The following is a 15,770-nucleotide window of genomic DNA, read 5'->3' on the forward strand; positions in this document are numbered from 1 at the left end:
GGTCAGGAGCCCAGTGCGACCGCGGCAGGCTCCAGCTCGCCATCGGCCCCTGTCCAGGCCTGCAGCAGGTGCTCGAACCCCACGCTGCCCAGCGTCAACCCCGGCCACGCCTCACCGACGATCTGTGCCAGCAGCTCCGCCTCGATGCGTCGCGTCCCCATGTTCCAGCGGGGGAACGCCCGCTGCGGCACGGGCGCCCGGCACAGCACCTTCAGCTGGGTATGGCTGCGGGCATTGAGGATGCGCGGGAACACCGAATCGATACCATCCTGCGGACCTTCGAGATACTGCAGGAAGCGTGCACCGTCGAACATCAGCACCCCGGTGACGCCAGCCACGCGATTGAACCCCGTGGCATCGGCCAGCAGGCGGTCAAGATCGGATGTCCGCAGATCGGCGCGGGCATCGCTGACGTAGGCGATCGCGTAGAGCGACATCAGGTGGCTCCCCCCCTGGGAACGATGGTCGGGACTATGGCATGAATAGGCGATACAGTTAAGCACGCCGTGCAACGCGCGGCCGCCGATGCTGGGGCTCCCGCTGGGCTACAATCGGCGCCGCACTGCAGGCCCGGATGGCGAAACTGGTAGACGCATCGGACTTAAAATCCGCCGACCGAAAGGTCATGCCGGTTCGATTCCGGCTCCGGGCACCAGGGCATTCGGGCAAAATGCGACACGCATTGCCGTGAACCTCCCGACCGCTCAGATCGCGCGCGAATAGCGCGGCTGCTCGTGCGCTGCACGCAGATGGGGGTCGAAGCACATCGCCAGCAGGCGCAGCAGCGGCCGGCCCCGTTCGCTGGCACGGACCACGCCATCGCGATACTCGACCAGGCCATCGTCCTGCAGCCGTTGTACGGCGCACAGGTCCTCGGCGAAGTAGTCGTCGAACACGATGCCGTGGCGATCGCCGAGCGCGCGTCCATCGACCTCTCCCTGGCACATCAGCTGCTGGATCAGGTCTGCGCGCAGCTGATCGTCGGCGCTGAGCGCCACGCCACGCCAGACCGGCAGCTGGCCCTGATCGACCGCACTCTCCCAGGACGGCAGGTCGCGTGGGTTCTGGCTGTAGGTCGCGCCGATATGACTGATCGCGCTGACGCCGAGGCCCAGCAGGTCGGTATCGGCATGGGTGGTGTAGCCCATGAAGTTGCGATGCAGCTGGCCAGCGCGCTGGGCGCGCGAAAGATCCTCTTCCGGCAGCGCGAAATGATCCATGCCGATGTACTGATAGCCCGCTGCCGACAGCTGCTGCACGGCAAGTCCCAGCAGCGCAAGCTTGTCCTCCGGGGAAGGCAGCGCGCGCTCGTCGATCTGCCGCTGCGCGCGGAACAGATGCGGAAGGTGCGCGTAGCCATACACCGCCAATCGGTCCGGCCGCAGCGCCAGCACCTGCTCGAGGGTGCGGCCGAATCCTTCCTGGCTTTGTCCCGGCAGCCCGTAGATGAGATCCACGTTGACCGAGCGCATGCCGCTGTCACGACAGGCACGCAGGATGTCCAGGGTCTGCTGCACGCCCTGCACGCGGTTGATCGACGCCTGGACCGAGGGATCGAAGTCCTGCACGCCCAGGCTGGCGCGATTGAAGCCCAGCCGTGCCAGCATCGCCACGTCACGCGTTTCGATGAAGCGTGGATCAAGCTCGATCGAGAAATCGCGCTCGGCCGAGCAGCTGAAGTCAAAACGCCGGCGAAGGCCGTCGATCAGCGTGGTCATTGCCTCGGCATCCAGGAAATTCGGTGTTCCGCCCCCCAGGTGCAGCTGGATCACCTCACGGCCCTTCTGGAACTGCGGCGCCAGCAGATCGGCCTCGGCCAGGACCCGTGAGACATAGCTGTGGCCACGGCTTCGATCACGGGTGATCACCCGGTTGCAGCCGCAGTAGAAGCACGGGCTGGAGCAGAACGGGACATGCACGTACAGCGACAGCGCGCGTGCCAGCACGTCGCTGTCCGCGATCGCCTGGCGCAGTGCGGGCGCGCCGAAACCATCGTGGAAGTGCGGAGCGGTCGGATACGAGGTGTAGCGCGGTCCGGGCCGGTCATGCCGGCGCAGCAGATCGGGGTCGAAGGTCCAGGCCAGGCCGCCGGCAGCGGGAGAGAACGTGTCCATGCCGCCAGCATCGCGCCGGACAGTCAGTGCCGCCTTGACCCAGATCAATCCCGCGCAGGAACGCCCAGCACCGGCAGCGCCACCTGCGGCCAGCGCAGCATCTGGTACCGGCGCCAGAACGTTTCCGCAATGCGCGCGGCCACATCATCGGCCAGCGCCTGCATCGGTGGATTGCCGCATTCGGCGGTGGTGCGCCGGAACAGCGCGAGCCAGCGGTCGAACAGGTCCTTGTCCAGGGCGATGGCCATGTGCTTGGACATGGGCGATCCCTTGAAGCGACGCGTTCCCCTGAGCATCGCGGACCAGAAATCCACCAGTTGCGCCAGATGCCCGGGCCAATCGTGCACATGCGCGTCGAACACGGGGCCCAGACGCTCCTCCTCACGCACGCGTGCATAGAAGTCGTGGACCAGACGGGTCACGTCCTCTTCGGTACACAGCGCGGGCGAGGCGACAGGCGGGACGAGCGATGGCGTTGCGTTCATCAGAGGCACCAGGCGATTGCCGGCAGAGTGCGCCAACCGGCCGGCACCGCCGTTGATCCAGATCAATGTCGGCGCGCGTGGGCGCGCCTAGGCTGACATGCCTGCAGGAAACATGCCCTGCGGATGCTGCGCCAGCCATGGCGGAGTATACGCGCCGCCCCCTTCCCGACCCGCGACCGCATGAATACACCCACTTCGTCCCCGCGTCAGCGCCTGATCCAGCATTGGGGCGCCATCCTCTGGCCCAGTTTCATCGCCGCCGGGCTGGCCAGCGTGGTGTTCTTCGCTTTCGTCGACCCGTTGCGCCTTCAGGCCATCAGTTTTCCGGGCACGGCGATCAGTCGCGAACTCGGCTACACGGTCGGCTTCTTCATGTTCTGGGCGGTGACGGCGCTGTCCAGCGCGATCACCGGATATCTGCTGCGGCCGATGCCGGCAGACGCAGATGATGAGCTGCCTCTGGGATGAACGCACTACGGCCCCCTTCCCCACCGTGGCGATGGCGTGGCGCACTGCGGCTCGGTGTGCTGGTTGGCTTCCTTGGGCTGCCCTGGTTGCGCTGGGACGGCCGCCAGGCGCTGCTGCTGGACCTGGACGCACGTCGCTTCGACCTGTTCGGCTGGACCCTGTGGCCCGACGACGTTGGCCTGCTGCTGGGCCTGCTGCTGGCGCTGGCGATGGCACTGGCGCTGTTGACCCACCTCGCCGGCCGCATCTGGTGTGGCCATGCCTGCCCGCAGACAGTGTGGAGCTACGCGTTCAGCCTGATCGACAGCTTTCTTGCCCAACGCCTGCCACGCGCCCTGGCGCGTCCTGCCACGCAGGCCGCATGGTTACTGCTGTCGCTATGGACCGGCATCACCTTCGTGGGATTGTTCACCCCGATCACCGGCCTCGTCACCGCCAGTGTCCAGGGCGGCTGGAGTGGCTGGGAAACCTTCTGGGTGCTGTTCTACGCGGCAGCCACATGGGGCAACGCCGGTTTCCTGCGGGAGCAGGTCTGCCGTTCGCTGTGCCCCTTCGCGCGCGCACAGCCGTTGCTGGTCGACCCCCAGACCCCCCGGATGCTGTATGACGCGCGCCGCGGCGAACCCCGCGGGCCCCGGCCCGCTGGCCTTGGCGGGGTGATCGGCCGCGGTCGCGGCCTGCTCGATCCGACCTCCGCGCAGGACTACGTGTTCCGCGCCGCGCACCCATGGCTGGCCGGCCCCATGCCCACCTTCAGCGCCGACCGCCTCGGCGACTGCACCGATTGCGCGGCCTGCCTCCACGCCTGCCCGATGCAGCTCGACATCCGCCAGGGCCCGCAGGCCGACTGCCTGGCCTGCGGCGCCTGCCTGGATGCCTGCGAACGGCAGCAGTCCCGGGCCGGCTTCGGCCCGGGACTGATCCGCTACTGCAGCCCGCAGACCATGGCAGGGCAGCCGCGGCGCGGGTGGCGACCGCGAACCGTGGTCCTGGCATCGTTGCTGCTGGTGCTGCTGAGCGCTGGCGCCTGGCACCTGCTCTGAATCAGCGCGACCCGTTGGCGTGCGGAGGCACCAGCTGGGCACGCCGTACGATTCCGAGCTGCTCGATGATCAGCGCCATTTCATTGGTCACTTCCGTGCGCTCGGTCCCCTGCGGGACCAGGCGGTCCAGCACCTGCTGGTACGTGTCCCAGAAGGCAGGGCCGCATCCGTGTTTGTGATAGCTGGCTTCCAGTTCGCGGCGTACCCGTTCAGCCAAGCCATGCATGCCGTATTCCATACGACCTCCGTTGGACTTGTCCTGCATCGTTGACGGTCTACCGACTCACTTGCGTGCTGAAAGACTCCCGGGCTTCACGACCGGTTGACCTCAATTAGTCACAGATTTCACGACAGGTCAATTACATGCGGCGACTTTTTCGATTGAAATTATTAATCGTTCACATAACGGTCTGTGATCGGCACAGGCAAAAGAAGGGGCCGATCCCGACGCCGTGGTGCCTCCGTCGCCAAGGCAGCTTCGTGGCGCGATCAATCGCAACGCGGGTTTCGATCAATTTTCCCTATATTGATAAGCATGCTTAACACATACCGCAAAGCGTGCTAAATACGACATTTGCAGACGCAACCTAGCTTGATTCGTCTTCAGAGGCCTCAGCCCAAGGGAACAGGTCGGGATGGCGCTGGTGGAGGATGAACTGTCGCAATGGAGGAATGGGCGCTTCCTGGGGCCATTGCGACACGGCGGATCGCGTTATGCCAAAGAGCTGCGCCAGCTCGGCGTCGGTCTGGAATCCCAGGCGCGTGCGCACCTGCCGTTTGCTCCAGAAGTCGGTCATGGTCGGTCCTGTCGTTAACCAGACTTATTCTTGCGGCAAGGATTCTTTCGCTTCCACGCGTTAAGCTGGCTTGCATAGATGAATACTCTCGGCCAACGACTCGCCATTGCCATGAAGAAAGCCGGGCACCCACGCCCGGCCGATCTGGCCCGCGCCGCCGCTTCAACGACGGCGACCATCAGCAACTGGCTCAACGACCACGTCAGCCCCTCACATGTGAAGGCCGAACAGCTGTTCCGGATCGCCGACGCAGCCAAGCTGGATGCACGCGAACTGCTGTACGGCATCCATGGGCGGGGCGTCGGCGAACGCACCAGCTATTACATGCCCAGCGAAGCGCACCTGGATGTCTGGCAGGATGCCTATGAACTGGTGAGCGTGCTGGTCGCCGAGAAGGGCCTGGAGATCGACCACCGGCGCCACGCGGCACTGGATCTGCTGGCATTCGAACTGTTGATGGATGGCGTCAGCCGCAGCAGGGTGGCCCGCGTGGTGATGACCTCCCTGCCCTGACCGGGTCGGCGCTGGTAGCATGGTGACCGATGGGGATGGGGCTCCCCCGATAACCGCCAGGCATGGCTGATGGCTCCTGCTGTGACGAACCGGGCGTTCGTCGATGGCAGGCCGTGCCCGCCATCGCGTTCGCCTCCGCATCTGCGAACACGTACTCGAGGCCCGCCATGCAAGCACTGAACAACTACGTCCTGGTCTTCGTGGGAGGCGGCGCCGGCGCCTGCCTGCGCCATGCCTGCAACCTGATCGGCACGCGGGTCGCCGTCGGCAGTCCATGGCCCTGGTCCACCTTCCTGGTCAACATCAGCGGCGCCCTGCTGATGGGGGCGGTCGTCGAGGCCTTCGCCCTGCGCAACGGCGCATCGCCGCAGCTGCGGCTGCTGCTGACCACGGGCATCCTGGGCGGCTACACCACCTTCTCCACCTATTCGCTGGAGATCGGCCTGCTGCTGCAACGGGGGCAGCACGGACTGGCCGCGCTGTATGCAGGGGGATCGATCGCACTGGGACTGGCCGGCCTGTTCGTGGGCATGAAGCTGGCCCGCCTGGCGCTGGGCTGAACGCTCAGGCTGCCGAGGTCCGCACCTGCCCCCGCCACTGCCGGGGCGATTGCCCGGTGTGCGCCTTGAACGCACGCGAAAGCGCCGCTTCACTGCCGTAGCCCACCTCGTCGGCAATCCGTTTCAGCGGTCGGCCCTGTCGCAGGGCCTGCTGCGCCAGGCCTACGCGCCAGCCCTGCAGGTACTGGCCGGGGGTGGTGCCCATCGCCTCACGGAAGCTCGCCGCGAATACGCTGCGCGACATTCCTGCGACGTCGGCGAGGTCTTCCAGCGTCCATGCCTGCGACGGCGCCTCGTGCATCGCGACCAATGCCAGACGCAGGCGCGGATGACCGAGGCCAGCAAACAGACCGCCGCGCATCTCACCGCCTTCCATCAGCTGCCGCAGCACCTGGATCATCACCACCTCGAACAGACGATTGACCATTGCCGCACGGCCACAACGCTGCTCGAACGCCTCCTCGAACAGCATTTCCAGCACCGCATCGCTGCCGTGCAGGTCCGCCAGTGGCAGGCAGATGAAATCAGGCAATGCGGCACTGATCGGATTGAGCCGGCCGCCTTCGAAATGCAGGTTGGCGCAGGCCATGTCGGCGCCGAGGTGCGGGTCGGTCTGGAAACGGTGGGGCATCGGCCTCGGATACAGCAGCAAGCTGGGCACCTCGACCTGCACGGTCTGTTGTCCATGGCTGACCTGCACCGGTCCACGCCGTACCAGATGCAGCTGGCCGGCTTCGTCCTCCCCTTCCAGGCTGTTGATGCCGCACAGTGCACCGGCGTGGAAGACCGACGCAGTGACCGCGAAACGCTCAAGCAGGACGGCGAGGCGATCCACCATGTCGGACTCCAGGGCAAGCAGAAGGGGGAGGAACCTGCAGATCGTATCGAATTCGGCGTCATTGTGTGCGGCGCTGGCCGCCGGCGCTGCGCGGCGCTATACAGGGGCCACCGTCCCGCGCATGGAGCCCACGATGTCGAACCGGATCGCCCGCGCCGTGCTGCCTCTGCTGCTTTTCGCCGCCCATGCGCACGCCGCTGCAACCGCAGACATTGAACAGCTCGGCTGGCTCTCCGGCTGCTGGCAGCTGGACGGGCAGCCACCTGGAGCCGGTGAGCAGTGGTCCACCGTGGCCGGCGGAACGATGTTCGGCAGCAGCCGCAGCCTGCGCGACGGGCGCACCGTGGGTTTCGAGTTCATGCAGCTGCGCCAGCACGACGATGGGCGGCTGGTGTTCACGGCGCTGCCCTCCGGGCGCAACGCTACTGATTTCAGTGCCGTCCGGGTGGAGGCCGATGAGGTCGTCTTCGAGAATCCGGCCAATGACTTCCCGCAACGGATCACCTATCGCCGCATCACTGGGCAGCGCCTGCACGCACGTATCGAGATCGCACAGGACGATCCGGCACAGGCCATGGATTTTCCGATGCACCGCGTCGCCTGCGGCGGGCCGGTGATGCCCCCCTGACCTGACGCATTGCAGCGGGCACGGCACCGCGGCCGGTTCTATGCTCGGCGTATCACCTGCCCGGATGAACACGATGCGTGCCCTTCTCCGACTGACCCTGGCACTGGCCCTGGCGTTGCCTTCCGTTCCGCTGCTGGCGGCGCCGCCCGCCCCGCCACGCATGCTCAATGGCGAGCTGCAGGGTGCGCCGTGGCGCCTGGACATCCCTGCGGACTGGAACGGCGATCTGGTGATGCTGGCGCACGGTTACGAGCCGGTGGGCACGCCACGCGAATCGCCGATGGCCGCCAACGAGGCAACCGCACCTCTGCTGGCGGCCGGCTACGCGGTCGCACAGAGCGCCTACGCGAGCCAGGGGTGGGCGGTGGCCGATGCCATCAACGATGTGGAACGCCTGCGTCAGCACACGCTGGCCGGTTTGAAGGGCGTGCGCAATACCTGGCTGCTCGGTTTTTCGATGGGCGGTGCGGTGACCGTAGCCAGTCTCGAACGGCATCCGGCCCACTACGCCGGTGGTGTTTCGCTATGCGGCGCCAACCTGTCAGGCGAGCAGCTGGCCGGCGACCTGCTCACCACCGTGGTCGCGTTCGACTACTTCTTCCCGCATGCCGAAGGACTGCCTGCTGCTGGCCTGGCATCCAGCGAAGCCGCTTCGGTACCACAGGGCGAGCTGTACCAAGGCATCGCCAACGCCCTGCAACGCGCGCCGCACTCCGCTGCGCTGCTGGCCACACAGTTGCAGGTCGCGTCCGATGCGCTGCCCGGAACGATCAGCCTGCACGCCCTGGTCCTGCACGAACTGGCCACGCGCAGCGGCGGCATGCCAGTCGGCAACATCGGCGTCGTCTATCGTGGATTCGGCGATGACGTCGCGTTCAATGCAGGGGTGCAGCGCATCGCCGCCGTTCCCGCAGCACAGGCGCGTGTGCGCGAAACACTCGGATTGACCGGCGCGCTGAAGCGGCCGTTGGTGATTCAGTTCAACAATGACGATCCCACCATCGCACCGCGCATGCAGGAACGCTATCCGCAACTGGCCGCGCACGCGGGTGCGACGCCGTTGCCGCGCGTACTGCCCGCAGCAGGCACGGGCCACTGTGGCTTCTCCGGAGAACAGGTGGTCACGGCCCTGAAGGCTGCCGCGATGCGCTAGCCGCCCAGCGTGCCCATGGTGAAGGTGTAGCCGCTGCTCATCAGGAACTCACGCATGCGCATCTCGGCACGACGCGGCGATGCCAGGTTGGCAGGCCCGTACAGCGCGTAGACCACACCTGCCCCCTCGATGGCCTCGCGCCGGACCCCGCAGTGGCGGGTTTCCGAAGCAGTGCTCCAGCCGTCGCGCAGGCGCTCCGGGCCGATCGATTGTCCGTTCATCAGCCGGAATGTCAGCCAGCGTACTTCCGTTGCGGGTTTGCTCATCGCCGATCCGCCGCCTGTCTGCCACTCGCCATAGTGTCGCTGCCTGCCATTGCCGCTCCCGAAGGCCTCTGCACTGACCATACCCCCTTCGCATGTCGTAGGCCGCTGAGACTGGATGTCAGGCACGCTTGGCGGCGCGCGGTGACGGCGCAAAAAAAGCCCTGACCGGCACCGGTCATTTGACGAAATCAGCAATTCCCGCGAATTTCAGGGTCCAGCCTGACTCGCCCCTGGCGTTCGCGCCCCCGGGTCGAGCTGCCATCGGTCCCGGATCCGGCAACACCAGATATCCACCTACCCCGTTCGGCGACATCGGGCGGTCTCACGCGATGGGGTTGGCCAGTACCTGCGCGTCCAGTGTGTGCCGCAGAACGGGCACTGCTTCGCAGATGGGGGCTGCGGCAGGGCGGCGCCCGGACCAAGAGGTTCGGCGCGGAGTCGCTTAAGAAATGAACAAATATTGAACCAACCCTTGAATGGCCGGGGGTGATAGACCCACTGCACCGTTCTTGCTTGAGTGCTGCAGATCAGACTAGCCCTCCGCCTCGCCGAATCATCGCCCACACGTTGATCCTGTCGCTTTCGTTAGAAGGAGCTACCCATGTCAAAGGACGGAATCCGCCCCCTGTCGTCAGAAGAACTGGCTTTGATCTCGGGCGGTGCGCAGGTAGACACGACCGATCTGCCACCGATTGATGTCCGGCCACCTGGAGACGACGGTTGGCCGGACATCGGTCCACCAGACTTTACAGATCCTTACGACCCCTTCCCCAATCCCGGCGATAGAGATGGCGGAGGCGGCGGTTCGTCGCTGACCCCATATGAGGAAATTGACGGGGCGGTCGATACGGTGGCTCGAAGCGTGGAAGCGTTGATCAAGGCCGATCCCGGCTATCTGAACCAAGAGATTGGCGCCGTGCTTTATCGAGATCCGGCGACGGGTGAGATCAAGGCGACGGCTTTGACATATGGAGCGGTTAATGCACCGGATCAGTTGAGCCTCCCGCTGGGAGATGCGGGAATCAAGGCCAGCGACGTGGTTGGCATCATCCACTCACATCCGGCAAACGCATTCGACCCCGAGGAACTCGAGGTCAACAAATATCCTTCCGACAACCGGGTTGTCGACGGCGTACCATACGGTGGCGGGGACTGGGCCGCGGCCGACCTGTTGCGCGACAATGGCATGAATCCAGAGACTTTCCGTCACTACATCATCGGCCCAGACGGGGTAACACGCGAGTACGACTTCAATGATCGTGACGCGGAGACGTTGGGGAGCAATCTATGAGAGCCAAGGCGCCATGGACCATTCTGATTTTTGCGATGGGTAGCGCGGCAGGTTGGGCTCACGCTGCAGCGCAGGGACCTGACCTTAGAGAGATCCGGCTCGAGGACGGGGGTTCGGCCTCCAGCTATACATCTCAACATCGCCTGAAATGCGGAACTTCAACTTTTGAGTTGACGATTGAATCACCTCGGCCAGCTCGCCTCACCGAGTTGAAGATCGACGGAAAGTCCGTTTCCTCGGTTCAGCTCAACGCCGTCAACGCGTTGATACCTGAGCTTTCTTCGTTCAATAGGATTACGTCTTCCTGCACATCAACGGCGCAGTTCCTGACTCTTCGGATTTCAACACCTTCTGGCGAACTGAAAATTCCGCTGTCATTCGAGCAAGGAGTTCTGAAACCTGTTGCGGGTGAGCTTCCTACAAAAACTCCCTAGCTCACGGAGGTCGGATCGCCTGCATCAGTAAACGTCGTGATGTTCAACCGCAAGGACCTGCTCCAGCCGATTGCTTGATGCCTACAGCAGGGTACATCTTGCTACCGAAGACGAGCTTCTGCAGGTAATGAATGCGCACCGCGCGCCGAATGTCGGTCGAGGTGGTGACCCACTCGGTCGCCCAGGCGGAGGTCAGCTGCGGCAAGCAGTCGGTTATCTGGCTGCGCAGATCCCACGCCGCCTTGGTGGCACCACCAAACATCAGACAAAAAAAAACCCTGACCGGAGTCAGGGCTTTTCAATTGGAGGCCTCAAGCGGAATCGAACCGCTGTAAACGGATTTGCAATCCTACAACACCATAATTCTATCAATAGCTTACGGAATTCGACACCCAAGCCGCCACCCGCTCAACTCTGTACAGGCGGTGCGACAAGCTGGATCGACTCGTCCTCCAATCGACGAATGGCAGCGCCGATGACATTGTGGGCCTCTTGGGCCATCGGGATGATGCCCTCCCAATAAGCAACGCTCTCCGTCGGATGGGGCTGTTGAACCGCCTGCAGTCCGCCGAGTGTAAGCCTACCTAACAGCACTGCAATCTCACGATCGTGCAGCCTCGCACGTATGGACATCATGGCGGCTGACTGAAGACGCATCGCCTCGCGCTGGTCTTCAAACTCGGCGCCAACTAAATCGCCCTGATCCGTTACATGTCTCGGCGCACGTGAGCAGTACGCTCCAGCCAACATGAAATCAGTAACCATTGGCTGTAGTGCCAAAAGGTTCGCCCGTTCGGCCTCTATGCGCCGGCTGCGCAATGCGTCAAATCGTTGCTCGCGTCTAGCCTCTGCCGCTTCTCGCCGACGCCGATGCTCCATGAACACATCGGTGGCCGTCTTCAGGATCCAGCCAATTACGATGCCGAGTAGCGCACCCCACGCCACCCCCCCCGGTGGGACTGCCGCGCCTCCAGGACTTCCTGCCGTCCCTATGAGCATCACCCAGTCCATTGATCGCCCCTAGTCCATACCATGATCGACAGATGCTACACCTCGCGCGGCAAGGCGCGCCCTGCCCTTACCAACGCCTTCGTCTCGTCTTTGCCCTTGGCTTGGTCACAGCTGGTGGCTTGCGTGGCTCCAGCGCCTCCTTGACCCGCTCCAGCTCCTTCACCTCCGCCTCAGCCAACCGCCGGGCCTGCTGGAGCTGTTCTGGCGTCGGCGGCAGGCCGGGCAGCGGCGGCTCGGGCTGGATCGGGGTGCTGTCGGTCAGCCGGGCAACCGCCTGGCGCAGGGGCAGATCGGGATAGAGCCTGGCCGCACACCAGCGCTCGGCGTACCGCTAACTTTTTCCCTCTCCCCTGCCCGCCCCCGATGGACCCCCATACGCGGCAAGCTTAGCCAGCAGTACCGAAGTCATGGGTACCTGACGCTTGCTACCGTTCTTGGTCTTGTCCAGGAAGATCGTGCGCCGCGCCACATCGAGCTGGCTGCGTTCTAGCGTGTAGATCTCGCGCATGCGCATGGCCGTTTCAAGCGCCATGTCGAACATCAGTATCAGCGCCTCCCGCTGCGGCAGGTCGAGCGGCCGCTGCCGCCCGGGCGGCTTTGCGCCGGCAAGGATCTCGCGGATGCGTTCTTCCTCACCAGGCTCTAGACGGCGATCACGCTCCTGGTCGGTCTTCGCGTGCCCTTCGATTTTCGCCACGGCCACCTTGTCGTCAGGCGTGTACGTCGAATAGCCACGCGGCAGAAGACGCAGGGGATTCATGGGCAGCGCACCGTGAGCAGCCAGCCAATCGAGAGCCCGCGACAACGCCCCGACGTAATGCCGGATGGTGGAAGGCGCGAGGTTCTGCTCGCGCTTCATCGTGGTGACCCATTCGGTCGCCCAGGTAAAGGTGAGCTGCGGAAGCGTGATGCCGATGGGCAGTCGAGACAGCAGCACCGGCAGCAGCTGCTCATCATCCACAGAGATGTGCTGCGCGCCCCGATACTCACTCACCTGGCTACGAAGATCCTTTGCCGCCGCCTTGGTGTTGGTTAACTCTTCCGGCACGATGCCACGGTCGAGAATCGCCTCCAGGCGTCTGACGTATTCGTCGCCCTCTGCCTCCGAGGAGAAGCTCAGATACACAGGCTGAGGCAGCAGGCCCGCACGCTTGATCGTGTACTGCCAGGAGAGGCCCCGTTGTCTCTTAGTTGCCATTCGTACCCAAAACCCCCTAATCCCACATTTCAGTATTGAAAGAATTTCAACCTACTTTCAGCACACTCTTCAATTCAAGCCATCGACAGATGGGCAACGGCGACAGACGTCGACTTTTAATGCTCTTTTAGAACACCACAGTATGGATCGCCCAGATGATGGCGATGGGTGACTCTCAACGGCGAACCACCTATGGCGGGACTAATTCTTTTTGCGACGCAGTTGCTTCCCAAGAGATCTGACGAGTGCGGCATACTTCTCGGCCTCCGCTCGATTTTTCCTTTCATAGTAGTCCTTGGATGCGGGTGCGCGCAGAGAAATATTTATGAATCCAGCGGCTTCATCCAGCAGAGCTAATGAATGAGGATTAGTTGAATCACTGCGTACAAAATGATATCTAGCTATAGCTTTACGCAACAGACATAGATTGACTGACTTTCCGTACTTGTGCGCGTTTTCTATCGCTTGATCGCCTTCGTTTAAATCACCAAGCTTGTAACGCACTAGCGCCAATGTAAGCCAGGCATCATTACTCTCGGGGGCGAGTTGCGTTGCCTTGATCGCCGGCTCCAATGCTAAGCTCGCCTTTCCCAGGCTTCGAAGCAGAAACGAGGCATATCGTTCATGCAACGCTGCGTTCAGGGGCTCATCAAGCAGGGCGAGCTCGAAGGAATCGTTCGCAGCGTTATAGTCCCGCCTCATAAAGGCAACCTTCGCCGCCTTTGCATAATCACTCTGAAATGCATCTACAACTCGATCTTGCCGATAATTCTTCTCTATCTCAAACCTCTCATTGGCCGCTTTATCGACCTTAAAGGCGATCCCCTCTAGACGACTCGAGGTTTCGCTAGAAATATCCATCTTCTTTTTAAGGAAAAACTTTTTGGCCAGCTCTACGATCTCAAGATCGTAAGTATCACCATGGTCAACGATTCCGGCAAAATAAGTCTGCTCCAAACTCACAAGAAACTCAGAATGAAGCACCTCCGTTTCGCGGCACACATCGCTCACGGACTTGCTATCTAGCGGCGTCGCCAGGAGAACGAGAACCATGAAAGCATTCTTGGATCCCGAATCCATTCTTTCCCAAGCATCCTCATACAGAAACTCTAACAACTGATCGCTTGTCCGCCCTAGAATATGATTCAGACCGTCATCGATACCTGAGCCGGACCTTGCGATATACCTAACCAGCGTGTCGATTAACAAAGGCTTATGCATCATTTGCACACAAGCCTGACGAAGACGCGGCTCTCCAGCCTGGATGATCGCGCGTGCCCCCAACTCACTTCCAAGCTGACGAATCAACAGAAGCGAATCAGCATCCGAGAGTTGACTGACCTGAATCGGCACAGCGGCCATTAGCTCTCGGCGTCGTGAGGTAATTACGACCCTTCCGACAGTCTTTGCAACGCTCGCAAGAAAATCGGCAAGATCCTGCGCCTCGCTCGCAGATGTAGCAAGCGTTTCAGTATTATCAATGATTAAAACAACATCATCTCGAGCGAAAGTCTGGGCTCTAAGCTCTGTGGTTACCCTATTTATGAGCGGTTGCCCAGAGAGCGTGAACCAGTCGCGAGTTAGAGCCGAGTGAAAGGCGTACATAAGCTCACGCAACCCATCCTCCATCGCAGAAGATATTCCGCGAAAATGGACAAGTCCCTCTTCAGTCCACTTCGTCCTTTTGGCCGTGTAGAAACTAATCAAACTAGGGAGCGCCGCATCCTCCGCAGCGTTCCCGTCCAATAGTCCATTGAAGAATTCGAGCGCAAGCGTCGTCTTACCGAACCCACCGTCGCCATAAATCAAACAAGTATTCCACTGCCCAGTCTCACGAATCCATTCTGAGAGCTTATCCAACTCCTTTTGCCGCCCCACAAAATTTGCAGTCTGCCGAACAGGGATGTTATTGAGGACGAGCTTGTTACCATCTCGCCGCCGAACCTCCTTCCATTTAAACCGCTCAGCAATGCGATCTTCCTGGGCGAAAATCGTAGACGGCGGCAAATCAACGACCGATTCTCTTGCCAGTAACCAAGAAAGCAATTGTAACTTAAGGCGCCAGATGCCCTTACGCGCTACTACTCCACGCACAACCACGGCATGACCATCTATCAGCAGCGGAGTGGTTACCGGAAAAATACTGTCTCCAACATTTACGACTAATCCGGAGGCGCTTGTAGCCGGGAGAGACTGCTCAGCGCAGTCGATTAGGCGTTCAATAAGAGTCGCGGTTCTTTCTGCCCAGTCGGATGTCATGGATGCATCGAGAACGCCATGCCCGGGCCTACCGTTACGAAACTCAACCCATTCTCGCAGTGAGTTGACAAGGGGAGCTTCATTTGCACCATTCCGCTCGAACCAGCCACTCATAAAAGTCCGAGAGACGCCGGCTCGAATGATTGGTACAACGTAATCAAGGACCTCTACCGGCAGTCCATCAGACGGGTTCGCGAACCTATCCACAAACCGTTTGATATCTAGCTCGCCGTTGACAACTGGGGTGGCCTGACGGGAGACCTCAAGCGCACTGATTGCGATCACCTGCAACAAAGATCGCAGAATTGATGTCAAATAATTCAACGACTCTGCGTCAGATGCGAGACCCCTAGCCACAGCAAGTTCATTTCTATAGATCTCTTCCATCACTGCCCCCCCCTCCTTTTTCGCAGAGTGTAGCGAATTTCGAGAACCGGCTATCCCATACGCATGGAAAGCCTGCTCAGGGGTGCAGGACCCTACACAGCCCACCACTCGACACGAGGAGTGGACGCCCGTGGCGCTGGTCGCAAAGATTCGCGAGGTTCGTAAGGCGGGATGGTGTTGCGACTGTCGCGCATTCAAGCCCCCCTTCCCCTTCGCCTAGCTTGATCCTGCGATCCAACTGCCATCAGGAGCTAAGCGACCACTCCAGCAACATCTCGTGTAAACGCACTACACACATGTTAACGCGAGTTTGCCACCCGAAAAC

Annotated in this window: 19 protein-coding genes, 1 tRNA gene and 1 riboswitch; of the genes, 10 read left to right on the top strand and 10 right to left on the bottom strand. The window is 62.0% G+C overall.

What is annotated here, in order from left to right; translation table 11 throughout:
* Positions 1-2 precede the first annotated feature (2 nt).
* Positions 3-437: a BLUF domain-containing protein gene (locus ACVOKU_RS00275; protein ID WP_481558745.1), complete on the bottom strand. Its 435-nt coding sequence runs from the start codon at positions 435-437 to the stop codon at positions 3-5.
* Between the two features lie 131 nt (positions 438-568).
* On the opposite strand from ACVOKU_RS00275, the gene ACVOKU_RS00280 reads away from it, so the two are divergent.
* Positions 569-655: transfer RNA gene (locus ACVOKU_RS00280), tRNA-Leu, on the top strand.
* A gap of 49 nt (positions 656-704) precedes the next feature.
* Here ACVOKU_RS00280 and hemN read toward each other — a convergent pair.
* Both hemN and ACVOKU_RS00290 read right to left on the bottom strand, forming a co-directional pair.
* Positions 705-2,114 (bottom strand): oxygen-independent coproporphyrinogen III oxidase, encoded by a 1,410-nt coding sequence (gene hemN, locus ACVOKU_RS00285; protein WP_414488155.1) that lies wholly within the window; start codon positions 2,112-2,114, stop codon positions 705-707.
* 44 nt (positions 2,115-2,158) lie between these two features.
* Positions 2,159-2,599, bottom strand: coding sequence for a group III truncated hemoglobin (locus ACVOKU_RS00290; RefSeq protein ID WP_065175929.1), 441 nt, complete (start codon positions 2,597-2,599; stop codon positions 2,159-2,161).
* 180 nt (positions 2,600-2,779) lie between these two features.
* Between ACVOKU_RS00290 and ACVOKU_RS00295 the strand changes: the two genes are divergently transcribed.
* Positions 2,780-3,067, top strand: a complete 288-nt coding sequence (locus tag ACVOKU_RS00295; protein WP_053520310.1) for a hypothetical protein — start codon at positions 2,780-2,782, stop codon at positions 3,065-3,067.
* Complete coding sequence (locus ACVOKU_RS00300; RefSeq protein WP_481558746.1) at positions 3,064-4,110, top strand: 4Fe-4S dicluster domain-containing protein; 1,047 nt, start codon at positions 3,064-3,066, stop codon at positions 4,108-4,110. The genes ACVOKU_RS00295 and ACVOKU_RS00300 overlap by 4 nt, the downstream gene beginning before the upstream one ends.
* Before the next feature lies 1 nt (position 4,111).
* On the opposite strand, the gene ACVOKU_RS00305 is transcribed toward ACVOKU_RS00300, so the two are convergent.
* Together ACVOKU_RS00305 and ACVOKU_RS00310 are read right to left on the bottom strand one after the other, a co-directional pair.
* Positions 4,112-4,348: a hypothetical protein gene (locus ACVOKU_RS00305; RefSeq protein ID WP_019337197.1), complete on the bottom strand. Its 237-nt coding sequence runs from the start codon at positions 4,346-4,348 to the stop codon at positions 4,112-4,114.
* A 349-nt stretch (positions 4,349-4,697) separates the two neighbouring features.
* Entirely contained in the window at positions 4,698-4,907 is a 210-nt protein-coding gene (locus tag ACVOKU_RS00310; RefSeq protein WP_312553486.1) for a helix-turn-helix domain-containing protein, read from the bottom strand.
* Positions 4,908-5,018: 111 nt separating this feature from the next.
* Here ACVOKU_RS00310 and ACVOKU_RS00315 point away from each other — a divergent pair, with 111 nt between their 5' ends.
* Positions 5,019-5,420 (top strand): hypothetical protein, encoded by a 402-nt coding sequence (locus tag ACVOKU_RS00315; protein WP_053520302.1) that lies wholly within the window; start codon positions 5,019-5,021, stop codon positions 5,418-5,420.
* Positions 5,421-5,442: 22 nt separating this feature from the next.
* Positions 5,443-5,506, top strand: a riboswitch (Fluoride riboswitch).
* Positions 5,507-5,587: 81 nt separating this feature from the next.
* Positions 5,588-5,980 (top strand): fluoride efflux transporter CrcB, encoded by a 393-nt coding sequence (crcB, locus tag ACVOKU_RS00320; protein ID WP_481558747.1) that lies wholly within the window; start codon positions 5,588-5,590, stop codon positions 5,978-5,980.
* A 4-nt stretch (positions 5,981-5,984) separates the two neighbouring features.
* Here the strand turns inward: crcB and ACVOKU_RS00325 are convergent, their stop codons facing one another.
* On the bottom strand, positions 5,985-6,818 hold the full coding sequence (locus tag ACVOKU_RS00325) for an AraC family transcriptional regulator (protein ID WP_065175878.1): 834 nt from the start codon (positions 6,816-6,818) through the stop codon (positions 5,985-5,987).
* 133 nt (positions 6,819-6,951) lie between these two features.
* Between ACVOKU_RS00325 and ACVOKU_RS00330 the strand changes: the two genes are divergently transcribed.
* Positions 6,952-7,446 carry a DUF6265 family protein gene (locus ACVOKU_RS00330; protein WP_197600445.1) on the top strand — a complete coding sequence of 165 codons (495 nt, stop codon included), beginning with the start codon at positions 6,952-6,954 and terminating at the stop codon, positions 7,444-7,446.
* 73 nt (positions 7,447-7,519) lie between these two features.
* A complete protein-coding gene (locus ACVOKU_RS00335; RefSeq protein WP_481558748.1) occupies positions 7,520-8,599 on the top strand; it encodes an alpha/beta hydrolase in 1,080 nt (359 codons plus the stop codon).
* On the opposite strand, the gene ACVOKU_RS00340 is transcribed toward ACVOKU_RS00335, so the two are convergent.
* Entirely contained in the window at positions 8,596-8,865 is a 270-nt protein-coding gene (locus tag ACVOKU_RS00340; protein ID WP_074901152.1) for a hypothetical protein, read from the bottom strand. The two genes, ACVOKU_RS00335 and ACVOKU_RS00340, sit on opposite strands and share 4 nt — an antisense overlap.
* 601 nt (positions 8,866-9,466) lie before the next feature.
* Here ACVOKU_RS00340 and ACVOKU_RS00345 point away from each other — a divergent pair.
* The 3 genes from ACVOKU_RS00345 (at position 9,467) to ACVOKU_RS00355 (ending at position 10,925) form a co-directional block, all read left to right on the top strand.
* On the top strand, positions 9,467-10,156 hold the full coding sequence (locus tag ACVOKU_RS00345) for a hypothetical protein (RefSeq protein ID WP_481558749.1): 690 nt from the start codon (positions 9,467-9,469) through the stop codon (positions 10,154-10,156).
* Complete coding sequence (locus ACVOKU_RS00350; protein WP_368865203.1) at positions 10,153-10,590, top strand: hypothetical protein; 438 nt, start codon at positions 10,153-10,155, stop codon at positions 10,588-10,590. Before ACVOKU_RS00345 ends, ACVOKU_RS00350 begins: the two co-directional genes overlap by 4 nt.
* Before the next feature lie 131 nt (positions 10,591-10,721).
* Positions 10,722-10,925, top strand: a complete 204-nt coding sequence (locus ACVOKU_RS00355) for a hypothetical protein (RefSeq protein ID WP_481558750.1) — start codon at positions 10,722-10,724, stop codon at positions 10,923-10,925.
* Positions 10,926-10,998: 73 nt separating this feature from the next.
* On the opposite strand, the gene ACVOKU_RS00360 is transcribed toward ACVOKU_RS00355, so the two are convergent.
* The 3 genes from ACVOKU_RS00360 to ACVOKU_RS00370 all read right to left on the bottom strand — a co-directional run bounded on the left by ACVOKU_RS00360 (position 10,999) and on the right by ACVOKU_RS00370 (position 15,445).
* Positions 10,999-11,355: a hypothetical protein gene (locus ACVOKU_RS00360; RefSeq protein ID WP_481558751.1), complete on the bottom strand. Its 357-nt coding sequence runs from the start codon at positions 11,353-11,355 to the stop codon at positions 10,999-11,001.
* 577 nt (positions 11,356-11,932) lie between these two features.
* Positions 11,933-12,799 carry a tyrosine-type recombinase/integrase gene (locus tag ACVOKU_RS00365; protein ID WP_481558752.1) on the bottom strand — a complete coding sequence of 289 codons (867 nt, stop codon included), beginning with the start codon at positions 12,797-12,799 and terminating at the stop codon, positions 11,933-11,935.
* A gap of 201 nt (positions 12,800-13,000) precedes the next feature.
* A complete protein-coding gene (locus ACVOKU_RS00370; protein WP_481558753.1) occupies positions 13,001-15,445 on the bottom strand; it encodes an nSTAND1 domain-containing NTPase in 2,445 nt (814 codons plus the stop codon).
* Positions 15,446-15,770: the final 325 nt, after the last annotated feature.

This window comes from Stenotrophomonas sp. STEN147 (assembly GCF_056757995.1).

Excerpts from the sequence above, each read along its gene's own strand:
- ACVOKU_RS00275 (WP_481558745.1), bottom strand. The coding sequence starts at position 437 with ATGTCGCTCTACGCGATCGCCTACGTCAGCGATGCCCGCGCCGATCTG.
- hemN (WP_414488155.1), bottom strand. The coding sequence starts at position 2,114 with ATGGACACGTTCTCTCCCGCTGCCGGCGGCCTGGCCTGGACCTTCGAC.
- ACVOKU_RS00290 (WP_065175929.1), bottom strand. The coding sequence starts at position 2,599 with ATGAACGCAACGCCATCGCTCGTCCCGCCTGTCGCCTCGCCCGCGCTG.
- ACVOKU_RS00295 (WP_053520310.1), top strand. The coding sequence starts at position 2,780 with ATGAATACACCCACTTCGTCCCCGCGTCAGCGCCTGATCCAGCATTGG.
- ACVOKU_RS00300 (WP_481558746.1), top strand. The coding sequence starts at position 3,064 with ATGAACGCACTACGGCCCCCTTCCCCACCGTGGCGATGGCGTGGCGCA.
- ACVOKU_RS00305 (WP_019337197.1), bottom strand. The coding sequence starts at position 4,348 with ATGGAATACGGCATGCATGGCTTGGCTGAACGGGTACGCCGCGAACTG.
- ACVOKU_RS00310 (WP_312553486.1), bottom strand. The coding sequence starts at position 4,907 with ATGACCGACTTCTGGAGCAAACGGCAGGTGCGCACGCGCCTGGGATTC.
- ACVOKU_RS00315 (WP_053520302.1), top strand. The coding sequence starts at position 5,019 with ATGAAGAAAGCCGGGCACCCACGCCCGGCCGATCTGGCCCGCGCCGCC.
- crcB (WP_481558747.1), top strand. The coding sequence starts at position 5,588 with ATGCAAGCACTGAACAACTACGTCCTGGTCTTCGTGGGAGGCGGCGCC.
- ACVOKU_RS00325 (WP_065175878.1), bottom strand. The coding sequence starts at position 6,818 with ATGGTGGATCGCCTCGCCGTCCTGCTTGAGCGTTTCGCGGTCACTGCG.
- ACVOKU_RS00330 (WP_197600445.1), top strand. The coding sequence starts at position 6,952 with ATGTCGAACCGGATCGCCCGCGCCGTGCTGCCTCTGCTGCTTTTCGCC.
- ACVOKU_RS00335 (WP_481558748.1), top strand. The coding sequence starts at position 7,520 with ATGCGTGCCCTTCTCCGACTGACCCTGGCACTGGCCCTGGCGTTGCCT.
- ACVOKU_RS00340 (WP_074901152.1), bottom strand. The coding sequence starts at position 8,865 with ATGAGCAAACCCGCAACGGAAGTACGCTGGCTGACATTCCGGCTGATG.
- ACVOKU_RS00345 (WP_481558749.1), top strand. The coding sequence starts at position 9,467 with ATGTCAAAGGACGGAATCCGCCCCCTGTCGTCAGAAGAACTGGCTTTG.
- ACVOKU_RS00350 (WP_368865203.1), top strand. The coding sequence starts at position 10,153 with ATGAGAGCCAAGGCGCCATGGACCATTCTGATTTTTGCGATGGGTAGC.
- ACVOKU_RS00355 (WP_481558750.1), top strand. The coding sequence starts at position 10,722 with ATGCGCACCGCGCGCCGAATGTCGGTCGAGGTGGTGACCCACTCGGTC.
- ACVOKU_RS00360 (WP_481558751.1), bottom strand. The coding sequence starts at position 11,355 with ATGGTTACTGATTTCATGTTGGCTGGAGCGTACTGCTCACGTGCGCCG.
- ACVOKU_RS00365 (WP_481558752.1), bottom strand. The coding sequence starts at position 12,799 with ATGGCAACTAAGAGACAACGGGGCCTCTCCTGGCAGTACACGATCAAG.
- ACVOKU_RS00370 (WP_481558753.1), bottom strand. The coding sequence starts at position 15,445 with ATGGAAGAGATCTATAGAAATGAACTTGCTGTGGCTAGGGGTCTCGCA.